17 protein-coding genes are annotated in these 22,460 nt (G+C 34.0%); 3 read left to right on the forward strand and 14 right to left on the reverse strand.

Annotated features, from left to right (window positions below):
- Positions 1 to 6: 6 nt before the first annotated feature.
- The 5 genes from hemL to DKG80_RS06280 form a co-directional block, all read right to left on the reverse strand.
- The gene (gene hemL / locus DKG80_RS06260; RefSeq protein WP_185140162.1) at positions 7 to 1,302 is read right to left on the reverse strand and encodes a glutamate-1-semialdehyde 2,1-aminomutase; all 1,296 of its coding nucleotides are present in this window, start codon (positions 1,300 to 1,302) and stop codon (positions 7 to 9) included.
- Positions 1,295 to 3,100, reverse strand: coding sequence for an ABC transporter substrate-binding protein (locus DKG80_RS06265; protein ID WP_109830464.1), 1,806 nt, complete (start codon positions 3,098 to 3,100; stop codon positions 1,295 to 1,297). The genes hemL and DKG80_RS06265 overlap by 8 nt, the downstream gene beginning before the upstream one ends.
- 85 nt (positions 3,101 to 3,185) lie before the next feature.
- Positions 3,186 to 4,607: a pyruvate kinase gene (gene pyk, locus DKG80_RS06270; protein ID WP_109830465.1), complete on the reverse strand. Its 1,422-nt coding sequence runs from the start codon at positions 4,605 to 4,607 to the stop codon at positions 3,186 to 3,188.
- 15 nt (positions 4,608 to 4,622) lie between these two features.
- Entirely contained in the window at positions 4,623 to 5,051 is a 429-nt protein-coding gene (locus DKG80_RS06275) for an IPExxxVDY family protein (RefSeq protein ID WP_162555716.1), read from the reverse strand.
- Between the two features lie 151 nt (positions 5,052 to 5,202).
- On the reverse strand, positions 5,203 to 5,700 hold the full coding sequence (locus DKG80_RS06280) for a paraquat-inducible protein A (protein ID WP_109830467.1): 498 nt from the start codon (positions 5,698 to 5,700) through the stop codon (positions 5,203 to 5,205).
- 159 nt (positions 5,701 to 5,859) lie between these two features.
- Here DKG80_RS06280 and DKG80_RS06285 point away from each other — a divergent pair, with 159 nt between their 5' ends.
- Complete coding sequence (locus tag DKG80_RS06285) at positions 5,860 to 7,347, forward strand: dihydrolipoyl dehydrogenase family protein (protein ID WP_109830468.1); 1,488 nt, start codon at positions 5,860 to 5,862, stop codon at positions 7,345 to 7,347.
- A 21-nt stretch (positions 7,348 to 7,368) separates the two neighbouring features.
- Here the strand turns inward: DKG80_RS06285 and DKG80_RS06290 are convergent, their stop codons facing one another.
- Positions 7,369 to 8,046 (reverse strand): SiaB family protein kinase, encoded by a 678-nt coding sequence (locus DKG80_RS06290; RefSeq protein ID WP_109830469.1) that lies wholly within the window; start codon positions 8,044 to 8,046, stop codon positions 7,369 to 7,371.
- A 221-nt stretch (positions 8,047 to 8,267) separates the two neighbouring features.
- On the opposite strand from DKG80_RS06290, the gene DKG80_RS06295 reads away from it, so the two are divergent.
- A complete protein-coding gene (locus tag DKG80_RS06295) occupies positions 8,268 to 10,031 on the forward strand; it encodes an ATP-binding protein (RefSeq protein ID WP_109830470.1) in 1,764 nt (587 codons plus the stop codon).
- Between the two features lie 32 nt (positions 10,032 to 10,063).
- Here the strand turns inward: DKG80_RS06295 and DKG80_RS06300 are convergent, their stop codons facing one another.
- Complete coding sequence (locus tag DKG80_RS06300) at positions 10,064 to 10,558, reverse strand: SixA phosphatase family protein (RefSeq protein WP_109830471.1); 495 nt, start codon at positions 10,556 to 10,558, stop codon at positions 10,064 to 10,066.
- A complete protein-coding gene (gene polX, locus DKG80_RS06305) occupies positions 10,555 to 12,228 on the reverse strand; it encodes a DNA polymerase/3'-5' exonuclease PolX (RefSeq protein WP_109830472.1) in 1,674 nt (557 codons plus the stop codon). Before polX ends, DKG80_RS06300 begins: the two co-directional genes overlap by 4 nt.
- 303 nt (positions 12,229 to 12,531) lie before the next feature.
- On the opposite strand from polX, the gene pfkA reads away from it, so the two are divergent.
- A complete protein-coding gene (gene pfkA / locus DKG80_RS06310; RefSeq protein WP_109830473.1) occupies positions 12,532 to 13,503 on the forward strand; it encodes a 6-phosphofructokinase in 972 nt (323 codons plus the stop codon).
- Between the two features lie 168 nt (positions 13,504 to 13,671).
- On the opposite strand, the gene DKG80_RS06315 is transcribed toward pfkA, so the two are convergent.
- The 6 genes from DKG80_RS06315 to DKG80_RS06340 form a co-directional block, all read right to left on the reverse strand.
- The gene (locus DKG80_RS06315; RefSeq protein WP_162555717.1) at positions 13,672 to 15,315 is read right to left on the reverse strand and encodes a TonB-dependent receptor; all 1,644 of its coding nucleotides are present in this window, start codon (positions 15,313 to 15,315) and stop codon (positions 13,672 to 13,674) included.
- A gap of 29 nt (positions 15,316 to 15,344) precedes the next feature.
- Positions 15,345 to 18,251, reverse strand: coding sequence for a tetratricopeptide repeat protein (locus DKG80_RS06320; protein WP_162555718.1), 2,907 nt, complete (start codon positions 18,249 to 18,251; stop codon positions 15,345 to 15,347).
- 26 nt (positions 18,252 to 18,277) lie between these two features.
- Positions 18,278 to 19,300 (reverse strand): DNA polymerase III subunit delta, encoded by a 1,023-nt coding sequence (gene holA / locus DKG80_RS06325; RefSeq protein WP_109830476.1) that lies wholly within the window; start codon positions 19,298 to 19,300, stop codon positions 18,278 to 18,280.
- Positions 19,301 to 19,386: 86 nt separating this feature from the next.
- A complete protein-coding gene (locus tag DKG80_RS06330; protein WP_109830477.1) occupies positions 19,387 to 19,782 on the reverse strand; it encodes a DoxX family protein in 396 nt (131 codons plus the stop codon).
- A gap of 60 nt (positions 19,783 to 19,842) precedes the next feature.
- Positions 19,843 to 20,319, reverse strand: coding sequence for a DUF302 domain-containing protein (locus DKG80_RS06335; protein WP_109830478.1), 477 nt, complete (start codon positions 20,317 to 20,319; stop codon positions 19,843 to 19,845).
- Positions 20,320 to 20,380: 61 nt separating this feature from the next.
- Positions 20,381 to 22,456 carry a carboxy terminal-processing peptidase gene (locus tag DKG80_RS06340; RefSeq protein ID WP_109830479.1) on the reverse strand — a complete coding sequence of 692 codons (2,076 nt, stop codon included), beginning with the start codon at positions 22,454 to 22,456 and terminating at the stop codon, positions 20,381 to 20,383.
- Between the last annotated feature and the right edge of the window lie 4 nt (positions 22,457 to 22,460).

The raw sequence follows: 22,460 nt of genomic DNA on the forward strand, positions 1-22,460 counted from the left end.
AAATTATTATTTCAATAAAGATGCAAGTACAGATTTGTTTGCTGCTACTACTTTATCAACCATGTCTGTAGTAATTGAGGTAGAAACAAATAAAGACTCATACTGAGAAGGAGCTAAATAAATACCTTCATTCAACATTTCATTGAAGTACTTTCCAAACAAATCAAAATCACAGGATTTTGCAGATTCGAAATCCACAACTGGTTTTTCAGTAAAAAACAAAGAAAACATCGAACCTATAGTATTTATAGTATAGTTAAGATCTAAGTCATTCAAGTTAGATCTGATACCTTCTGCCATTGATTTAGTTGTAGCTTCCAAACTTTCATAAATATCTGGATTCTCATTAAGATGATTTAACATAGCCATCCCCGCAGACATAGCAACTGGATTACCAGACAGCGTACCAGCTTGGTAAACCGGCCCAGATGGAGAAACGAGATCCATAATTTCTTTTTTACCTCCGTAAGCACCTACCGGCATACCTCCTCCTATAATTTTACCTAAAGTGGTCAAATCTGGAGTAACACCAAACAGCTCTTGAGCACCTCCTCTTGACAACCTAAAACCTGTCATCACTTCGTCAAAGATCAATAAGACATTGTGCTTATCACATAATTCCCTTAATCCTTGGAGATAACCATTAACTGGTAATACACACCCCATATTACCTACTACAGGTTCTAGAATAATTGCAGCTATTGAGTCCGATGCTTCAACTAAAATACCTTCTACTACTTCTAAATCATTATATGGAAGTGTAATGGTATCTTTAGCTACGCTTTCAGTAACCCCAGGACTATCAGGATGTCCCATTGTGGCTGCACCACTACCCGCTGCGATTAAGAAAGAGTCCCCATGACCGTGATAGCAACCTTCAAACTTGATAATTTTATCTTTATTAGTATAGCCTCTAGCCAATCTAATTGCAGACATAGTTGCTTCCGTACCAGAATTAACCATTCTAATCTTTTCAATAGAAGGAACCATTGAGCATATCAACTCTGCGATTTCCACTTCTCTTGCCGTTGGTGCTCCAAAGGACAAAGACCCTTGAACTGCTTTAATTACAGCTTCTTGGATCATAGGGTTTTTATGTCCCAGAATCATTGGCCCCCAACTATTGATAAATTCGATATATTCATTCCCATCAATATCTCTTAAATAAGCCCCATCTGCTGAATCAATAAACAGAGGCTGTCCTCCTACAGCTTTGAATGCTCTGACAGGTGAATTAACACCTCCGGGAATAAATTTTTGCGCTTCAGAAAAACATTTTACACTCTTAGATTTATCAATCATTATCTATACTATTAATCACTTCTACTTTAGCGTTTCTTATTCTAAGAATTGGTACATACTGATTATTGTTTGTCAAGGTATAGTCAACTCCTTCAAAAAACACTCCATTACGCAATCCGTATTCTGCTGTACCATTTTGGAAATATGTACCATATTTCTCAAGAAGCTCACCAAATACCGACATCAATTCATATCCTAATAATACATTCTTAGAAATTGGTCTATGGTACATTCTCAAGAATTCACTGCTTGCTTTTTTATAGCTTTTAGATGTTTTATCACAGTAATCAATATCTATAAGTCTGACATCCAACCTTTCCATCTCCTCAAAAGTCAAAGTCTCAAACCCCAACCAATTTCCTCTACCAATAATTTTAGTTGAATCATTTCTAATTTCGACGGCACTTATATAATTAGATGCATATAAAGGTTTTGAACTAGCCACAAAAATATGTCCTATGCTATCAGGTGCTATTTTAAAAAATTCTTCATAATACACCATTTCCCCTTTTTCTTCAGTTGACTTACGCTCTTTAATTACTCTTTGGCTATCCGCTTTTTTAATCGAATCAGCTTGATATTCAAGATATTCCAATTCAAAAGTCTCAATTAATAAATCATATGAAGCTCTTACAGTTGTATCAACAACTCCTTCATACTTCAATACATTAAAACCTAACTCCTGTATGCGTTGACTGTATACTGCTGCACTAAGAGAATCTTTAGGGTTGTTTTCATAGAATACCCATGCATTTTTGTTGATTAACGAATCATTCGCAACTACTTCTGCTACTTTTTTAGCTTGTGACTCTAATGACGACCTAAAGAGAAATGCATATGGGTTAGCTTCTACCACATTTGAATTTGTAGATAAAGGATGGATTATATTTATTTTGTTTTCATATGCGAAATCTGAAACTACTTTAAAAGGCTTTTCAAACAGGGGACCGATAATCAAATCCATTGACTTTAACTCTTCATCTTCCAATAAAGCTTTAGTCTCATCAGCGTTTCTCTTAGTATCATAAGGAAAAATTTGTATTAACTCGTTTTTAGCTTCATTCTGATTTTTAGCTGACCATTTGATACCTTCATATAAATCCATTACGAACTTATTCCTGATAGTCATAGAAGGGTTATCAAGACCAGAGAAAAAAAACGGTAGTATTACCGCAACTTTGTATGTTTTCTTTATAGAACTATCACCTATATCTGGCAAACCATACTTTGTTCTATCCAAATCAAACTTTTGTACTATCGTATTCAAAAGGTAGTAATCCCGTTGGCTATTGGGCTTAATCAAAATCCTTTTGGCTAATGTTTTTGCCACGCTCAAATCATCCGGAAATTGATGATATAAATTTTCCAGAATTTGAGAAGAAACAGTACTGTCTAATGAATGAGATATAAGGTCATTACTTTCTGGAAGTTTTGATTTTTTTGCATAAACAACACCTTTGGAATAGTCCCCTTCATCAAAATAGACTTGGGCTAACCAAAAGTATACCTCTCTTATTTGTTTCCACTTTGGATTCTTTGCTTCAATTTGCTTCCAAGTAGAACGTGCGAAACCTATTTCATTATTCTTGTAAGAAGAAAGGCCTAAATAATATAATGCGTAATTCTTGAATGGAGAATCTTCTCTTGCAGCTTTTTTAAAGAATTCTGCAGCAAACTTATAGTTCTCTTCAGCAAAAAATTGCTTGGCTTGAAGATAGTCTTTTTGGGGAGTTTGAGATACAGCTAATCTACTGATTAACAGTAATAAAAAAAGAAGGTCAAATCTTATTGTTCGCATCAAGCCTCTTGTCAATCTATAAATTGTTTAAAAACTGGATAAAACTATAAAATTTGACCTTGTCAACTACTTTATCTACGGCAATTTATTTTACCGTATCAAGCTTAAGCATATTCGTTTTCTCTTGCCAGTGTAGTGGCATTGAAGCTGTATTAATGTATACATCTCCTTCTTTCAAATATCCTTTTTCCTTCAAAAAGTTTGCAAGATCAGCAAATGTTTCATCAATGCTTCTTTGCTCTTCATAATGAAAAGCTTTTACACCCCAAACAAGGTTCAGAGTTTTCACTATGTTCTCATTATTTGAGAAAATAAACAAATCTGCCTCTGGTCTATTTTTTGCCAAACTAAACCCCGTATATCCAGATTTAGTCATACCAATTATAGCCTTTGCTCCTACAGATTTACTAAGCTGACATGCTGACTTCACTAGTAAATCATTGTTGGTCAAGTCAGGATCATTGTCATCCCAATACTTATTAAATACCACGTCTGTAGAATCTTCAATAGCAGCAATGCATCTAGCCATACTCTGCACAGACTCAACAGGGAATTTACCCGACGCTGACTCAGCAGATAGCATTACTGTATCAGCACCATCATAGATTGAGTTTGCAACATCATTTGCTTCAGCTCTAGTCGGGCGAGGGTTCTCCGTCATGCTCTCAAGCATTTGAGTAGCGACAATTACTGGCTTACCAAGAGCATTACACTTTTTAACAATGGTCTTTTGGATTGGAGGAACATCCTCCATTAAAATTTCAACACCTAAGTCTCCTCTAGCTACCATTATAGCGTCAGTTTCAGCAATGATATTATCAATGTCATCAATAGCCTCAGGCTTCTCAATTTTCGCTATGATTTTACATTCCTTTCCTGCTTTGGTGATAATGTCTCTTAGTTCGGTAATATCAGCAGCATTTCTCACGAAAGATAGTGCCACCCATTCCATATTATATTGTAATCCGAACTCAAGATCAACTCTATCCTTGTCAGTCAATGAAGGTGAAGATATCGCAGTATCAGGAAGGTTTATACCTTTTCTAGACTTAAGCATCCCCCCATGCACAACTTCAGTTACTACTTCTTCACCGTCAGAGGAGACTACTTTCACTTGTAAGTTACCATCATCGATCAAAATCAAATCTCCAGCTTTCACATCATTTGCCAATGGCTTGTAAGTCGTACTTACTCTCTCATTAGTACCAAGAACATCTTCTGTACTAATTACCAATTTCTGACCTGGATTGATTTCAACTGCTCCATTCTCTACCTGACCAATTCTAATTTTTGGTCCTTGTAAATCCTGAAGTTTACAAACGTTAGTCCCTAACTCCTCATTCACTTCGTCAATCAACTTGATCACTTTCAAATGATCCTCATGTGTACCATGAGAAAAATTCAATCTGAAAACATCTGCTCCAGCCTCGATCAGTTTAATTAACGTCTCTTTGTTGTTGCTGGCAGGACCAATTGTTGCAATGATTTTTGCTCGTTTAGAATGCATCAATTTCGATTTTGATTAAAATATTAAGCTCTCTTTTTCTTTAATCTTCCTTACATCAAGTTTCAATATGGAGTCTATTTTCTCAGCGTCACGAAGTCGCATAAAAACATCCTTCACATCTTCTACCTCCTCAAACACCTCTACCTTCAATAGGTAATCAAAATGCGCCAAAGTCGGCAATAGTGGTTTGAACCTTTGACTAGAATCTACTAGCACTTTGTTAGACACTAAAGAATACCTAATAAAGTCATTTTCAAACACACAAATGGAAACCATCTGTTTCTCATCATTTCTCGACACCAATTCAATATCCGGTTCTTTTTTAAGGTCAATCTTCAAAGTATGATTGATAGACCAGCACACGGTGTACTCTCTGGCGTTAGAGATGATTCCTATAAGGTGGAAGTCAAAATTAACATCCGATTGTAGTTTTACCTTCTTCAAATCCAGAGGTTAAAATGAGCGCCAAAATTGTTAACATTTTAACCAATATCAAATTTTAGAATGAACTATTACCTATCGGATTACAGGTATAAGAAAAGTTTTTTACGTAGTACGTACTTCAACTACTTAGATAATACTTTAAAATCTGACATTAATCAGTCTTTTCGTTAACACTAGTAAGTTGAATTCCAAGTAAAGAAAGAATGCAATAAGCAACGAAGAAATTAAAACCTACTAAAAGCTTAGCATCTATTGCACTATTAGAAGTAGTAGATAGATAAGCAATAAAAATACCTACAACAAATACATCTGCCATTGACCATTTACCAATCAAAAAAACGAATCGATACAGTCTGTTCTTTAATTTGTATTCTTTCAATAATATAGTTGCTAAAACTATTACACCTTTTATTACAGGCACTACCACACTGAATATTAATATTAAAGCCGCAACCAAAGTATTATTATTCTTATGCAATACTCTTATTGATTGTAAAATGCTCTGCGTTTGCTCATGGAATGTCATTCTACCTACAATTGGTAAATCAGCGGCAATGGTAATTTTAAGAATAGGTTCTGTTAATCCGGGATACAATAATATAAGTGAGACTACAGTAAAAACTAGTGCGACAATATTTCTTTTCTGCATTAAGTATTTGATTTTATGACTCTTGTACAAAACAACTCTTTCAGAAATTGCTAGAGTGAGACAGTTGATAAATGATTAAATAAAAGACTCCTTAATATTAGATTTATTAACTATAATTAACAATGAAACTGGCTAGCATTACTTAAACTCACTTGTATTATGGAAAAATATGATGTCTGTGTCATAGGTGGAGGTCCAGCAGGTTATGCAGCTGCTATGAGAGCCGTAGATTTTAAGAAGAAAATTTTACTCATAGAAAAAAAGAGAATAGGTGGTGCTGGCATTCATAATGGCGCTCTTTCAAGTAAAACTTGGTGGGAGCTTTCGAGAGAAGCTTTAGCACTTAGTACTCACTGTAAATCCACCAATGTTCCTGCACCAAAACACCATTTCCAAATTTTAAAGGATGAAGTAGATAAAGCTGTTACGAAAAGGCGTGAATTGTTAGAACACCACATGCACAATATAAATCTCAATTCCCAGGGAGATTACTTTCATTTTAAACATGGCACAGCTAAAGTCATAAGTGAAGATATAGTTTCTATAAAGACATGTGAAGGTGAAAATATTGAAATAAAATCTGACAACATCATACTTGCCACGGGTAGTCGCCCTAGAAAACTAGAACAAATACCAATTGATGAAGAAATAATATTAACAAGTGATGGAATAGAAAATCTAAAAGAGTTTCCTAAAAGCATTGTAATAGTAGGAGCTGGAGTAATTGGTTGCGAATTCGCTACAATATTTTCAAATTTTGGACAAACAAAAGTTCACATGATCGATAAAGGAAATAGAATATTGCCTTTTGAAGATGAGGACATTGTCAATATCATTGAAAAGAACCTTGAACGCAAAGAGGTACTTATTCATAGAAACTCTAAGCTGGTAGAAATGAAAGTCGTAAACAAAACAGTGGTGTATACACTGGAATACGATAATGGTTCTCGAGAGATGTTTCATGTTGAAAAAGCTTTAGTTTCTGTGGGTCGCATACCTAACTATGAAAGTTTAATTTCTGAATCTGTCAAAATCGAAAAGGATAGTAGAGGGATCATAGATAACCTTACTAGAACTTCCATTCCTAATATTTATGCAGTAGGTGACATAACAGCAGATATAGCCTTAGTGAATGTTGGTGAGCTTGAAGGAAGATATGCAATTGAACAGATGTTCGGTAAACCAGAAAAAAACTTAATTTATGAGAATATATCTACGATTATGTTTTTAGCACCTGAGGTAGCGGGAGTAGGTATAAATGAAGTTCAAGCTCAAAAACAGAATATTCCTTATAAAGCGGTTTCTATCGATTATAGTTGTATCTCAAGAGCTATTGCGATGAGAAACACAGATGGATTCATTAAAATCATCGTCTCAAATGATGACGACATGAAAGTACTTGGTATGAGAGTAGTTGGAGAACATGCTTCTAGCTCGATTGAAGCTGTAGCTCTATTAATATCAATGGGCAAAGGAATTAATGAACTAGCTGAGTTAATTCATCCTCATCCATCTATAATCGAAGGTATACAAGAATGTGTAAGGATGTTATTAAATAAATCAATGCTCAAACCTGGTGTACTAAGAAATGCAATGAGATGTCGAAGTTTTAAAAATGGAGAAGTGAAAGTTTTTGAATTTGCTTAGTAAGCAAAACATTTCATTTAATTACTTTCTGTTAATTTTTATTTGAAAAGTAAAATAAGAATACTGTCCATTTACCTTATCAAATTTATAATTCAACTTCTCTCCAGTTTTTCTTGCAAGCTGAATAAGTCCCAATCCAGCTGTTCCCTTATCAGAAAACTGACCATTACTAAGTGTTTCTTTATATAAAGTTCTTAAACCACTTTTATCAGTAGTATTAACTTCATCTATTTTTTCCTTAAGAGAGTATGTGTTTTCTGTAGGAATAAAATTACCTGTAAGGATGTTATAATAATCTTCTTTAGCTAAAACTGTTATCATCCCAGATTTAGCATCTTGTTCGGTAAACCCTTCAAATGACCCTTTCATTTCATCCATATGATGATAAAGGTTATGAACCACTTCTACAGCAGCACTGTAAAACAACTTCTGAACCTTTTTATCTTGCTCGATCATAGTGATCTTACGGTCAAGAGTTTCTATGATAGAGGTTATAAGATCAAAGGTAATAGCTCCTTTATACATGAGTACAATGTTTTCATTATACACTCGATTATAAAGGTCAAAACTGCTTACATTATTATCTTCAGACGATACCTCTATTTGTTTATTAGCTTGATCTAACATCGTATCTTTTAAAGCACGTTCTTCTTTCCACTCATCAAATGCATCAAGAATCTTTTCAGCATTGTCATCCATTGCGTAATAATAAAGAAGATTTGCAACAAATCATCATTAACTTAAAACTACATAATTAATCTCAGATTCAACAAATGTCCCTTTTACATTATTAACACCTTTAATTTTTAGGCTCAAACCCTCCATTTTAGTGCCAAAAAATCTAATTTACCTACTTTTACTGCTTAGCAAATTTCGTGAGAAAAATCATCTTCATTAACATATTGTTTTTGACTCTACCGATGAGCAACCTAGCTCAAAACGGTACATGGGCCTCTGCTCTACGAAATCAAAAAGCCAAAGTAATAATCCACTACAAAATTTCAGAACCTTTCCTTTATCACAAAGAAAAACATGGTCTTTCTGGTTTTGAGCATGAAATGCTTAAAGGATTCAAGGCTTATGTAAAATCTAAATACAGTGTAAATCTCACGTACCATTGGGAAGAACATCAAGGCCTTCGAGATATATTCAAGGAAATAGAATTAGATGAAAGAAAAAACGCATTTGGTATCAACAATATTTCTTGGTCTAAAGAGAGGCAAAGGCGTCTTAAGTTTTCTTCTGCCTACTTCCCAGACATTCAAGTACTAATCACCCATAGAAACAATCCTCCTTCAGGATCCTTAAGTGACTTTAAAACTCACTATAACAAAAGTTCTGCCATTACAGTGAAAGGCACTACCTATGAAACGAGCTTATTTAAGATAAAAAAGAAGTATGGTTTAAACTTTAATATTTATCACGTAAAAAGTAGTGATGAATTAATTAAAGAAATATTGCAATCTAAAAATGCTTTTGGATACACTGACATTACCAGTTATTTACTGGCTCTTGAAGAAAACAGTCCAATAAAGAGAATTAACCTTCAGCCAGTAGTAAGTCGAGGAATAGGATTGATATTTAATAAAAAAACTGATTGGGACATCCCTGTAAATGAATATTTGGCGAGTCCAGAATTCGAAAAACTTAAGACAAAGCTCATAGGAACCTATTTAGGCTCTGACTTCGAAGATTTTATTGAAAAATTAGCCAATAGTAAGGATAAAGAATTTGTGATGCTCCTCCAAGAAAAAAAATTCATGGACATCGAGCTAACTAAAAAAGATCAGCAAGTAGCAATTCAATCACATATCAGAAACATCTTAATTGCTGCTGTGGTATCTGTTTTGATTATTGTATACTTTTTATACAACCGAAATAGAATAAAGACCAACGCTAACGAGGTGTTGATGCTCCATCGAAAAATGATTGAAAGTCAAAATCGATTATTGAGCAAACGAAATAAGGAATTGATTGAAGTAAATGAAGAAAAAAACAATTTTATACATATACTGTCTCATGATTTAAGAGCTCCTATAAATAACATAACAGGTCTATCAAAACTCCTTCTGATGGAAGCGGAAGGAAAGCTAGACTCGGATCAAATTAATATGATTGAGCACATATCTTCAGAATCCAGAAGATTGAATAAAATGGTGACAAGAATTCTAGACATTGAAAAAATAGAATCCAAAAAAATCGATGAATATCGTAAAGTAGATCTTTATCAAGTAGTTGAAAGAGTAATTAAAAATTACGAGACTCAGGCAAAGTCAAAAGGGATTGAAATGAAGTCCAGACTAGAAAAAGAACTATACGCCTTAGGTTTAGATCAGTATTTTTTTCATGTCTTTGAAAACCTTGTGTCTAATGCTTTGAAATTTTCACCTATAGGAGAATCAGTAGCTATTGAACTTATCAAAAGTGAAAAAGGAATTGAAGTCAAAGTCATCGACAACGGCCCAGGAATGAGCGAAGAAGATCGAGAAAAAATGTTCAAAAAATTTCAGGTATTAACAGCCAAAGCCACTGCTGGAGAAAGATCTACGGGACTTGGACTTTCGATCGTCAATAAATACATCAAACTTCTTAATGGACAACTCATATGTGACTCTGAATTAGGTAAGGGAACTACATTTACTGCCATCTTCCACGAATTTAAAGAAGAAGGAGAAATACAATAAGTTTAACTTGAAACCTCCTTCCGACCCTTACATTACTTAATTCCTTTAGGATAATAATATCCATCTAGAGTTCCTCCAACATCTATTATGTTATCCCATCTCTGAACTTCAGTAGAAATGACACTAACTCCACAAGTTGGAATATTATCAAAATTCTCTCCTGTAAGTTTATATACCAAATTGATTATCCCTGGATTATGACTAAAAATAATTATTGAATCTTGAGAATCATCAACCCTTCTAAAAAATGATTCAAAATCATCTAAACCAGGCAGGTACAACTCATCCACCAGTTTTATTTTTTCTTCTTTAACAGCATACTGTTCAGCAAAAAATTTTGCTGTTTCAAATGCCCTTTTAGCTGGACTAGAATAAAAAACACCTACATTATCAATAATATCGTAAAGGTATTTGGCCATCTGAGGAGCATTTCTTAATCCTCTTTTATTGAGAGGTCTCTCGAAATCAGTCAACTCAGGATATTCCCAACTTGACTTGGCGTGCCTTACAACAATAATCTTTTTCATTTTCTTTTTCTCGATTCAAAAAATTCAGAAATTTCATTGTGTGATAGCGCATTTAAGGTCATTTCCTTTGTAAGTCCACCTTTTCGTCCAACCATTACTCCATACTTCATATCATGATATCCACTCATACTATGTGCATCGGGGTTGATACTCAGTTTCACGCCTTTTTGAATTGCATAATCGACCCATCTCCAATCAATATCTAAACGATATGGACTTGCATTAATTTCAATTACTACTCCTGTCTCTGCACATGCATCTATTATTGCTTTGTGATCTACAGGGTAACCTTCTCTCTCTAAAATCAACCTTCCTGTCATATGTCCTAAAATGGTAGTATGTGGATTATATATGGCTGTCAAAAGTCGTTTAGTTGCCTTAGCTCTATCCATCGTCAAACCTGAATGAATAGATGAAACAATAAAATCAAAAGATGAAAGAACTTCCTCTGAGTAATCCAACGAACCATCAGCTAAAATATCAGACTCAATCCCACTGAATATTTTGAAAGGCGATAGTTCCTTATTTAGCTCTTTGATCTCCATCTGCTGCTCTTTAACTCTATAATCTTGCAATCCATTAGCATAAACTGCCGTTTGACTATGATCAGTTATCCCAAGATATTCATAACCTAATTCTTTACAATATTCAGCCATTTCACGAAGAGTATGTTTGCCATCGCTATAGGTAGAATGATTATGTAAAATCCCATTTAAATCTTCCATTTCGAGAAGTTTAGGCAGCTTATTCTCTTTTGCTAACTCAACTTCTCCTAATCCCTCTCGCATTTCAGGTTCAATATAGGCCGATCCTACTGATTCGTAAATTTCTCTTTCCGACTGATAACTAACTTTCAAATGTTTTTTGACAGCTAATTGAGATAAATGTGACATCGAACCTGTATTATCAAATAGTGTTTTGATATATGAACGGGTCGAAGAGAACCTAATTAAAACAGGAAGGTCTAGTCCCTCAAAATATCCTTTCCAAGTGAATGGTCCCGAAGACATATTATCACAGTGAAACGTTGACAGACTATTAATTTCAGTTCTAGAAAGCTCAAAGTCATCTGTCCCAATAACTAACTCCAAAGAATCCAACACCTCCATTTTTCGTCTAGCAGGCCCTACTTCTGATATATCATCAATAGACTTCAAATCTTTTAATGAGCTAGTTATTAATTCTATGAAAGGTTCAACTATAGCATACTTCATTTTTCCCCTACATGAAATAACAAAGTCTACTGCACTAGCAAGAGAATCCTGAGTTTTCACCGCAAATCCTTTTAACTCAGCGACGCTCCCAACTTCACACATCGCCTTAACCTGCTCTAATGTTTCAGCTCCAGCATCTTTCCAAAGAATTGCAATTTTCTTGGGACCAAAGCCAGGAATTTTCATCATCTCAATTACACCTTCGGGAGTCAACTCCAAATAATTATTGAGTTTATCGAAAGAACCTGACTCAAGAATTTGTTCAATAGCTTTAGCTAGACTCTTTCCAATCCCTTGAACTGATTCTAATTGATCGACTTCGCTAAGTTCTTGAGATAAGCTTTTTATCACTTCTCTACCTGATTGGTATGATCGGATTTTAAATGGGTTTTCTCCGTGCAACTCCATTAATTGAGTAGCAAGCTTGAGTTTTTGATTGATTTCTGAGTTTGTCAATTATGCATAATTTAATCAGGCATAAACATACGAATTGAAGTAGAATTACTGTAGCAATTTACATGATATATTCTTCAATACTATTCTAAACAATCTGCTTGACCTATTCTAACCTAATTATTAAAGTGATTTACAAGAGTGTATATACCAACAACTAATAAACAAGGATATTTGAAGTTAGATTAGATGGTAATAAACAGGCTTAAGGGTGATGATAATTTTGGTTAGAATGCTTTATTTTGAACCTGAAATACAGCATCAATACAGGTTATTGGACTATTGTAAAAACCTTACTCTTAATTTATGAAAAAAATTGCAGTATTTACTTCGGGTGGTGATGCACCTGGTATGAACGCATGTATTAGATCAGTAGTACGAAGTGCTCTTCATATGGGACTTGATGTCTATGGAATCAAATATGGATATGATGGAATGATTCGAGGAGAAATTTTCAAAATGGATTCATTTTCCGTTAGCATGATTGTTCAAACTGGTGGCACAATTCTAAAGTCTGCCAGAAGTGAAGAATTTAGAACAAAACAAGGAAGACAAAAGGCTTTCGAAAACCTACAAGAACATGGCATAGAAGGCCTCGTGGCTATCGGGGGGGATGGTACATTTACAGGTGCTAACATATTCTACGAACAATACGGAATTCCTGTCGTGGGGTGTCCTGGTACAATTGACAATGACCTATACGGTTCAGATTATACAATTGGATTTGATACTGCAGTAAACACAGCATTATCAGCTATTGATAAGATTAGAGATACTGCAGCTTCACATGACAGAGTATTTTTCATTGAAGTGATGGGTAGACATAGCGGATATATCGCTATTCAATGTGCAATCGGTGGTGGAGCCGAGGAAGTAATGGTACCTGAGACTTCTACTACTGTAGAAGACGTAATAGATAAGCTAAATCAAGATAGACAAAACAAGAAAACGTCGTCAATAGTCGTCGTAGCTGAGAATGGAGATCAAGGTAGTGCTCAAGAGATTGCAGACAAAGTAAAGTCTCACACTAAAAACCTTGATATTAAGGTTACAAATTTAGGCCATATCCAAAGAGGTGGAGGCCCTACCGCTTTTGACCGTACTTTAGCTTCTAGGTTAGGACTCGCAGCAGTGGAAGGTCTAGTAAATGGTGAGAAAAATGTAATGGCTGGTGCTATTGACAATAAGATCACTTATACGAATCTAAAATTAGCAATTTCAAAGTCTAAACCTTTGAACCAGGAATTAGTAAGATTAACTGACATTCTTAGTAAATAAGAATTCATTGATTATTTTTTAAAATCCCTAACCAAATTTATTGGTTGGGGATTTTTGTATAGCTTCAATATTATTACAAAGCTGTTGTCACTTTAGTAAGAATAATTCTTGTCCAATTACTTGTAGGCATAACAGATTGACACATTTGCTTCAAACCATCATTCTTACTTAAAACCTTACCGAAGCGCCTAGTTTGAACATGAATTTTCGCTCAGGGTAGTATAAGTAACGAGAGTATTCTTGTGAAAGCATATTATCAAAAGAAACCCACCCTCCTATTCGTTCTATGATTTGATAATGAATCATCATATCAAGTTTTGGTATAGGATCCAAAGTAACATTGCTTCCATTTGTATTTATAGCTTCTATCCCTGCTAATAGACCAAACTGCCATTGATATGTTAGCTTCTCTATAAAAGTATGATTTCCTTTAACTTTGACATCGATTGTTGGCCTATGGTAAGCTTCTCTTTGCTCATCACTCATATTGTATCCATATAAGTTAGAAGTAAAGCTAATATCATGATCATCTGAGAAGAAATATTGCGCTGCTAGCCCTACACTTCCAATAACGACTTTCCCATCATCATAATTAGGTAATATTTGCGCTCTTTCCACTTGATCATTCACAAAAACCATAAAATTTTTCACTCGCTTATACCCGACCTTCACTTCTAATGATAATTTATCTGTGAGAAGGCCTTTTACACCTGATTCAAAAGCTAAATCAACTTGTGTATTTTGAGGACTAAAAGAACTGCTTAAAAATGATAAATCTCGCGCTATAGAGTTCATAGTATTAAGATCATAGCCTGCATCTATCTTCAAAAAGCCCGAGTATTCTTTATTTAAATTATATATGGCATTGACATATGGAAACACCTTCAAGGTATTTAGTCCTTCAACATCATCATTTTGACCATTTACCGATAATCCAAGATCAACCAATAAATCTCCTACAGCAAGCTGATAATAGGGAAGTAATCTGTAATAAAACCTCGACTGCGATGAATCCAATACATTATAAGAAGACAACATTAACTCTGACTCAAGGTTCATTCTTGTTTTCCAATCAAAAAGAGCACTAGCAGTAAATGTGTTTTCTGAATTTTCAAAACTATCAATGAAGTAGTCATATTTGAATCCCGCTAGATAAGACCACTCGTTCTCTAATGTGTTGTCTTCAAAGTCAACCCCCAGACCAAAGAAATTATTCGTTCTCTTAATGTCATTTCTGCTTGGAGCTGGTATTACTGGAGTGTATCCATAAAAGTAATTCTTGTTGTGACTATACCAAATTGAAGGCTTTATTTTCACCTTCTCATAGGCCGCCAAAGCATACAGAGTTAGTTCATTAAAACTAGAAGCACTGTTTTCTTCATCTACCTCTCCTTTTGAATATGATAAATGCTTGTAATTCAAGCCCATCATTAAATTTGTGTTAGATGGCGTAGAAAGACTCAAATCAATTATTGGAGAGCCATAGTTTCCAAAGCCTGCTTTTAAAAACTGTCTATAATCTGGACCTTGCTCCTCAATAGTAACCTGTGGAGGATCAAAAATTGTAGGTTCTATTGCACGATTAAATTCATAAGCTTCAAAACCATCATTAGGCACTTCATACTTCTCATTTTCAGGATTGTATTTAATATATTCATACAATTTCGTTTCACTATTGAGTTTAATTTGGCGATCCTTTTCAATAATAATCTCAGCATCTTGTACTCCTCTTTCTGCATCGTCTTCCTGACCTAATACAAGAAAACTATATGATATTGCACAAAATGAGAATAACAGCCGTTTAAAATTCATCGCAGTAATATTGATTTTAAATCCCACTTTCAATCAATGTTTTTTAACTTCTCTTTAGCCTCTTCTACTACCTCGACAATATTTGAATTTTCGATAATAGAGTTTAATGTGGCCTTGGCTTGAAAAACTTCATCTGTATCCAAATAGATATCTGACATCAATAAATAAGCTTTGCCTTGCCAATAATCGTAATTTTTAAAATTATTCGTCAGTACAAACAAACTTTCAAGAGCTTTATCATCCTTTCCTTGAGCAAAATATAACTGACTAATTACGTAATAAGCTTCTGCTCCAGTCTCATCAGGAGCATTACTTACTAAAGGAATCAAGTAAGTGAGAGCTTCATCATAATTACTTTGCTTAAAATATGATTTGCCCATTGTTAGATTAGCAAGAGACTCAATGGCTACGCTAATGCGCGAATTATTTAATAATTTCCGAGCGTAAAATTTTGCAGAATCATATTCTCCTAATGAGTAGTAATTTTCCATTAATCCTCTATTTAAGAATATAATATTCCTAGAACTGGGGCTACTTGTAGACATTTGATAATAGAAATCATTACTAGACTCATAGTTTTCTTGCTCACCTTCTATCTCTGCAAGCCTATACAGCACTTTTATGTGCTTTGAAAAATCAATATCATTTGAAATTTCCTTAAAACTTGACTTTGCTTTTTCCTTCTGATTCAGTCGATAATGGGAGTCTCCTGTAAAATAAATGGCTTCAGTTTTCAAAGCACTATTTGGATAGTTTTCAAGAAAAGCATTCAAACTTGTTATAACACCTTTATAATCCTGCGAATAGAATTTGGATTTAGCAGTCTCGAACTCTATGTTCTCCAAAGCCTCACTATTGGGATGAGCTTTTTTGTACATGGCTAAATACGTATCAAACGAATCAAAATTACCCTGATTATTCTGTTCTTGTAATGCGAGTAATGCACTATTGGACATTTCATGTCTAGGAAAACGTTCAAGAACTTCTTTGTAATTCGTTATACCCGCTTGACTTTCACCAATATTCTCATAAGCTACAGCTTGACTCACCAATGCATAAGGAATGAATGCACTAGAAGGGTGATTGATCATTAAAGTGCGATAAGAATCGATCGCATTACTTTCATTACCTTGCTCAAAATCAATTTGAGCAATTTGAAACTGAGCATGATCAATTTGGGATGATTTAGGTACTTCTTTAATTAGTTTCTGGAAGTACTTTTTAGCATCGGAATATCTGTTTTTATATCTGTATACCAATCCAATTTGAAAGTATATTTCATCTCTTTTCTTGGCACCATGTTTAAGAGCTTGAAAATAATTATCTAAACTCTGATCGTAATTTTTTAAAGCAAAATAGCAATCTGCTAACCTTATATAGGTATCCTGTTTATACCTCTTATTAAGAGATTCGTCAAAATGAGTGATAACAGTCTGAAAAGGATTTATCGCTGCTTCATAATCTTGCAGATTAAAATAAGCATACCCTAATCCATATTGTGCTTTTACATACAAATTGTAATTCAGCTTATTCACACTATTATAGTAAAAGAGAGATTCTTTATAATTCCCCTCCAAAGTTTTCGTCTCAGCCATCCAATAATAGGTTTGCTGTGTCAATTCTTTATCAATATTATGAATCAGAGATTTCTGAAAAGTTTCCGAAGCTTGAGCAAACTTCTTAGCATTAAATAAACTAGTAGCCTTAGTGAAGGTGATTCTTTGATATATCCTTTTGGAAGCTGATGTAAGTACATCCAAATCTTCTATGTACTTCATTGCAAGATCATAGTTACTTGTATGTTCATATGCCGAAGCTATCATCTCACTAGAAATATCAGCATATATCCCTTGAGGGTATTCATTGACGTAATTGGTCAGCACTTTAATAGCATCTTCGTATTTAGGGATTTCTAAATAAGTTTTACCATATAAATATGTAGCTTCTTCTTTAAGCCTTGTATTGTATTTAGCAGTATTGCCAAATGATGTTGATGCAAAAGGAAGGTTTCCTTGCTCATGATATATTACTCCCAAATAATAAGATGCATAAGCACCAACTGTATCATCAGATACAGCAGATCTTTTAAGCCAATCAATAGCTTGATCTCTATTATCAATTTTATAACTACAAAACCCCGCCTTGAAGTAATTTTGTTCTGTTCTGTAATTAGAGTTTTTGAACAACTTAGAATAAGTATCTTTCGCAGACCTAAAATCACCTACTGCATAATATGAATCAGCTAAATAATTTAAAACCTCTGGTTGATCAACAGATTCATCAAGCCCTTCTAATAGATTGACTACCTCTTTATATTCACCTGCTTGATAGAGAGAACTCGTATATAGAACTAAAGCATCACCCCTATACATCTTCGAATCAAAAGCTATTTTCAATTGAGGATATGCTTTATCAAATTTCTCTTCACTGTAATAAATATAACCTTTGAAATATCCAGCATCTGCATAATACTCGCTTGACGAATTGACATTCGACAAAGCCCTCATGGCTTCTTGGGGCTCGTCTATTTGAAAATATGAATAGCCCTTCTTGTAGTTTAATTCACTTGGATCATTGGATATACTTCTATTAAAATACTTTATAGCCTTATCATACTTTGCACTTACATAGAAGAAATTAGCTAGGTCAAAGTATACTTTAGTTGAATACTGACTATTCGGATAATTTTTAACAAACTGATCCACCAAATACTCTCCATCAATTTGACCAGACCTCACCGCACTTGAAGCAATATAGTACTGAGCATTTTGAAATAAATTTGGGTCATTTATAGTTGAAAACTCTTGACGAGCTGCTAAATAAGCTCCCTTTTCATAAAGTAATCTTGCATGATCAAACCTAGTAGTCTGATCTATGGATTGGGCATAGGATACTTGAACAACTAGCATCAAACACACCACAAATAATTTATTCATTTTCATATGTGTATGCCAAGGTTAAATTAATGTAATAAATTAAAAACTAATTCCTTCAAAATCTCCCCCTCAGTCTGCTTTGGATAATCAATACCCTTAGATTTCATATCAGCTACTTTCAAATGCTTAATGTTTGCCATCACTTTAGGTAAAGAGTAATTTCTGGAGGCCATAGTATAATCTTTAACAAAGAATGGGTTTACCCCCAATAACGATGCCAAACCTCGGTCAGACTTGTCTGGGCTCTTGTGAACTAATAAAAGTTTATTGTAAAATGTAAAAATGTTCGCAATTATTGGAATGATAGGGTTAGACCTAGGATCGGAATCAAAGTAGTTAATTATTTGATTTGCTTTTAATACGTTCTTGTAGCCTAATGCTTTTTGAAGTTCAAAAACATTATATTCTTTACTTATTCCAATATTCTTATAAACATGATCTGCAGTAATGACATCTTCAGCTCCAATATTGATAAGTAGTTTATCAATTTCATTAGAGATTCTAGTGAGGTTATTGCCAATATTCTCGACGATTAGCTGAAGTGCTTTCTGATCAATTTTCTTACCTTTCTCCTTTACAAATTCATCTACCCAAGCCGGAAGTTTGTTATCATACATCTTATCTGATGTAAACATAACCGCTTTGGCATCTATAGCTTTAGCAATCTTCTTTCGCTTATCAAGTTTTTTGTATTTGTAAGAAAAAACAAGAATCGTAGAAGGCTGAGGATTTTCTAAATATGCTCCTAAAAGCTTATCTCCAATCTCTTTGTCAATACCAGTGAGCTCTTGAGCCTCTTTAACAATAACCACTTTTCGCTCTGACATCATAGGAAAGCCTTTAGCATGATTAAGTACCGTTGGTAAATCGGTATCCTTACCATAAAGAACCACTTGATTAAAATCTCTTAACCCAGAGTCAATTGCATTTTCCTCGATGTGTTTAACTAATCTATCTATATAAAATGGTTCATCTCCTTGAAAGAAATAAACAGGAGCATACTGATTCTTTCTTAGTTGCCCTAAAATATCATGAAATGTATTAGCCAAAGTGATCTATAGATTGAATTTCAGAATGTAGCAAAGAAATAGAATTCTTACTGATCACTAAGTTTTTTTAGCTGCAATTTGACTACCTATTTGGCATTATTCAAAGGATAATACTTGGCATCTTCGATTTTACTTTGAATAACGAATCTAAAATGAAAAATCACCAGCAATCCAATAGCATGACTTATAGGCTTTAGTAAAATAAGCCACTCTTCATGAACTATATGAGTCACTACCGCTCCACTCATCACTGCAATTAACATTATGGTAGCATAGCCAGCAGCTTTAGGATAAAATAAAAGCGCACCACAAACTAGTTCTATGATTCCAATTACTTTGTAAAAGCCGAATGGATAACCCCAATTCTCAAAGTTTTCAACAGCTACAGGATGTGAAGTTAGTTTCCAAAATGATTCGATTAAGAATAAAACTCCCATTATTATTTGAACTACCCAGACGGCACGATTAACATTAGTTTTCATGGTATTAGTAATTGGCTACTGAAGTTCAATACATATAAAACTTTAAAAAAGTTCTACAAACTATTTTTTTTGGCGCTTTATAGATTCATTGACTAATCTCATTAGTCTCCTATTCAGGTCAAAAAGAATTTGATCACAACCTTGAATATGAAAACGTCTTTTAAAGGAAATGGGGTTTATATAAGAGACAAAAACATCTCCTACCTCTTCCCATATAACTACCCTCAAAGGAAATTCTAACGCTATAGAAGGCTCACAAGCTATAAGTTTAAATAATCCTTTATCCTCAAAATTGATAATCTGTACTTTGCCTTTAAATACAGAACTATCATTATAATCTGCTCGTTGAGCAAATGTGTTTAAATAAGTAAAATCATACCTATCAATATGAAAAAGAATATTTGTAACAGTCTCGTCTAATGGTCTATTGCTTATGTAAACAGAAGCATCTTGAGACCTAGTCTCAAGGGATAGAACAATTTGAAAAAATATGATCAGTAAGAATTTAAAAAAATACAGGCTTGAATTTATAGACATAACTATTCGTCTATCATTAAGCCTGTAAATCTAGTATCATTTAGAAATATTGTTGCATTAATCAGTTTGGACTTATATCTACCATATTAGCTAAAAGTCTAAGACTTTGTTTTAAATCTAAGTCTTCATTGAGCTTTTTCAATTCCTCTTCTGGAACTTCAAAACCCTCAATTTCTGAGTTGGTATTTTCTACCAATTCCTTTCTCTCTTTATCTAAATCATCCTGAATATCTTTTTCTTGCTGTCTCTTTTCCAAGTTTAAAGAAAGTGCCTTCCTATTTTGAATCTCCTTAGCTCTTTCTATATCCTCTAGACGGAGCTTTAATAAAATGTCTTTTTCTATATTTGACTCATAAGACTTGGTTAATGATTTAACCATTTTATCATTAACCCTTCCAGTAGTTGAGAAATTTGACTCGTCTATCTTATCCCATGGTAAAGAATTCTCGTGAGAACTTTCTCCAAAATCTACGGCATCAAAGGGAGAAGAAAACTTTACATCTGGAGTTACACCAATATTCTGAGTACTACTTCCAGTAACTCTGTAAAACTTAGCCAGTGTCAATTTTAATTGACCTAGTTCATCTTTATCACTAGGAAACATCCTATTCAAATCTATTAAATTCTGAACTGTTCCTTTACCGAAAGAAGTTTCTCCTACAATTACACCTCTTTTGTAATCCTGAATGGCACCACTAAAAATCTCACTAGCAGAAGCCGAAAACCTGTTGATCAATACCATAACTGGCCCATTGTATTGAATAGTTGGGTCCGCATCTCTTTTGACATCGATCTGCCCATTTGAACTTTTTACCTGTACTACCGGACCTTTATCTATAAACAAACCTGTCAAGTCAATTGCTTCTTTTAAAGAACCTCCACCATTATATCTAAGATCAATTAAGATTCCATCAACATCTTCTGACTTTAGGTCTGTTATTATTTTTTTCACATCTCTAGTCGTACTTTTATAATCCTTCACACCACGTCGAGCCGCATCAAAATCTATATAAAAACTAGGCAATGTAATTACACCTAAATTGTAAGTGGTATTACCATTCTTAATAGGAACTACTTCAGATTTTGCTGAAGACTCTTCCAATTTTATCTTATCTCTTACCAATAAGATCTCCTCTGGTACAGCTCCACTTCCTTGTCCGTGTTTAATTATTTGTAATCTTACAATACTTCCTTTTGGTCCTCTAATCAACTGTACAACATCTTGTAATCTCCAACCAATTACATCTACAAATGCTTCATCCTTACCTTGTCCAACGGCTACAATTTTATCGTCTTTATGCAATTGCTTACTTTTAAAAGCTGGTCCTCCCGCTATCACTTCATTGACTACTGTATAATCCATGCTTTGACTTAAACGAGCTCCAATACCTTCCAATGAAAGTGACATAGAAATATTAAAATTTTCTGACGATATAGGAGAGAAATAATTAGTGTGGGGATCATATGCCTCGGTATATGAATTCATATAAAATTGATATACGTCATCGGCGTTATATTGTAGAATTCCTTTTCGAAACCTTTCATATCTTTCTGTCAAAGATTCTTTAATACCTTCATCATCCCTACCAGATAGTTTTAGATTAAGAGCTTGGCTTTTGATGATTTTTCTCCACCTTTCATTTAGTACATCTTCTGTACTTGCCCATTCTACATTTTCATTATCTAAGTTCAGTTCCTCATTAATAGAAAAATCAAAACCTTTAGAGATTAGCTCATCAACATAATCCATTCTAGCAATTGCTCTATCTCTGAAAGTTTTAAACACCTGAAAAGCTAATTCGACATTACCTTCTTTTATCTGATCGTCAAGTTTGAATTCGTACTTTTTGAAGTAATCAACATCAGATTTAAAGAAGTAAGTTTTATTGAAGTCTAGAGAACTAAAGAAGTTATTAAAAATAACTGACGACAATGAATCGTTCAGCTCTTGTTTTCTAAAATGATAATGTTTGAGATTATTATTTATCAAATAGGTTTCTTTAAGGTATTTAGGCTTGGCTTTTAAATCCTGCTTTGATACTTCTACTTTGGATTGGGCAATAATTTGACCACATGAGACAATACCCCAAATGAAGAGGATCATCACTACATTCACCGCTCTACTATTTCTTCCCATTATT

Source organism: Reichenbachiella versicolor (assembly GCF_003171675.1).
GTDB classification, from domain to species: Bacteria; Bacteroidota; Bacteroidia; order Cytophagales; family Cyclobacteriaceae; genus Reichenbachiella; species Reichenbachiella versicolor.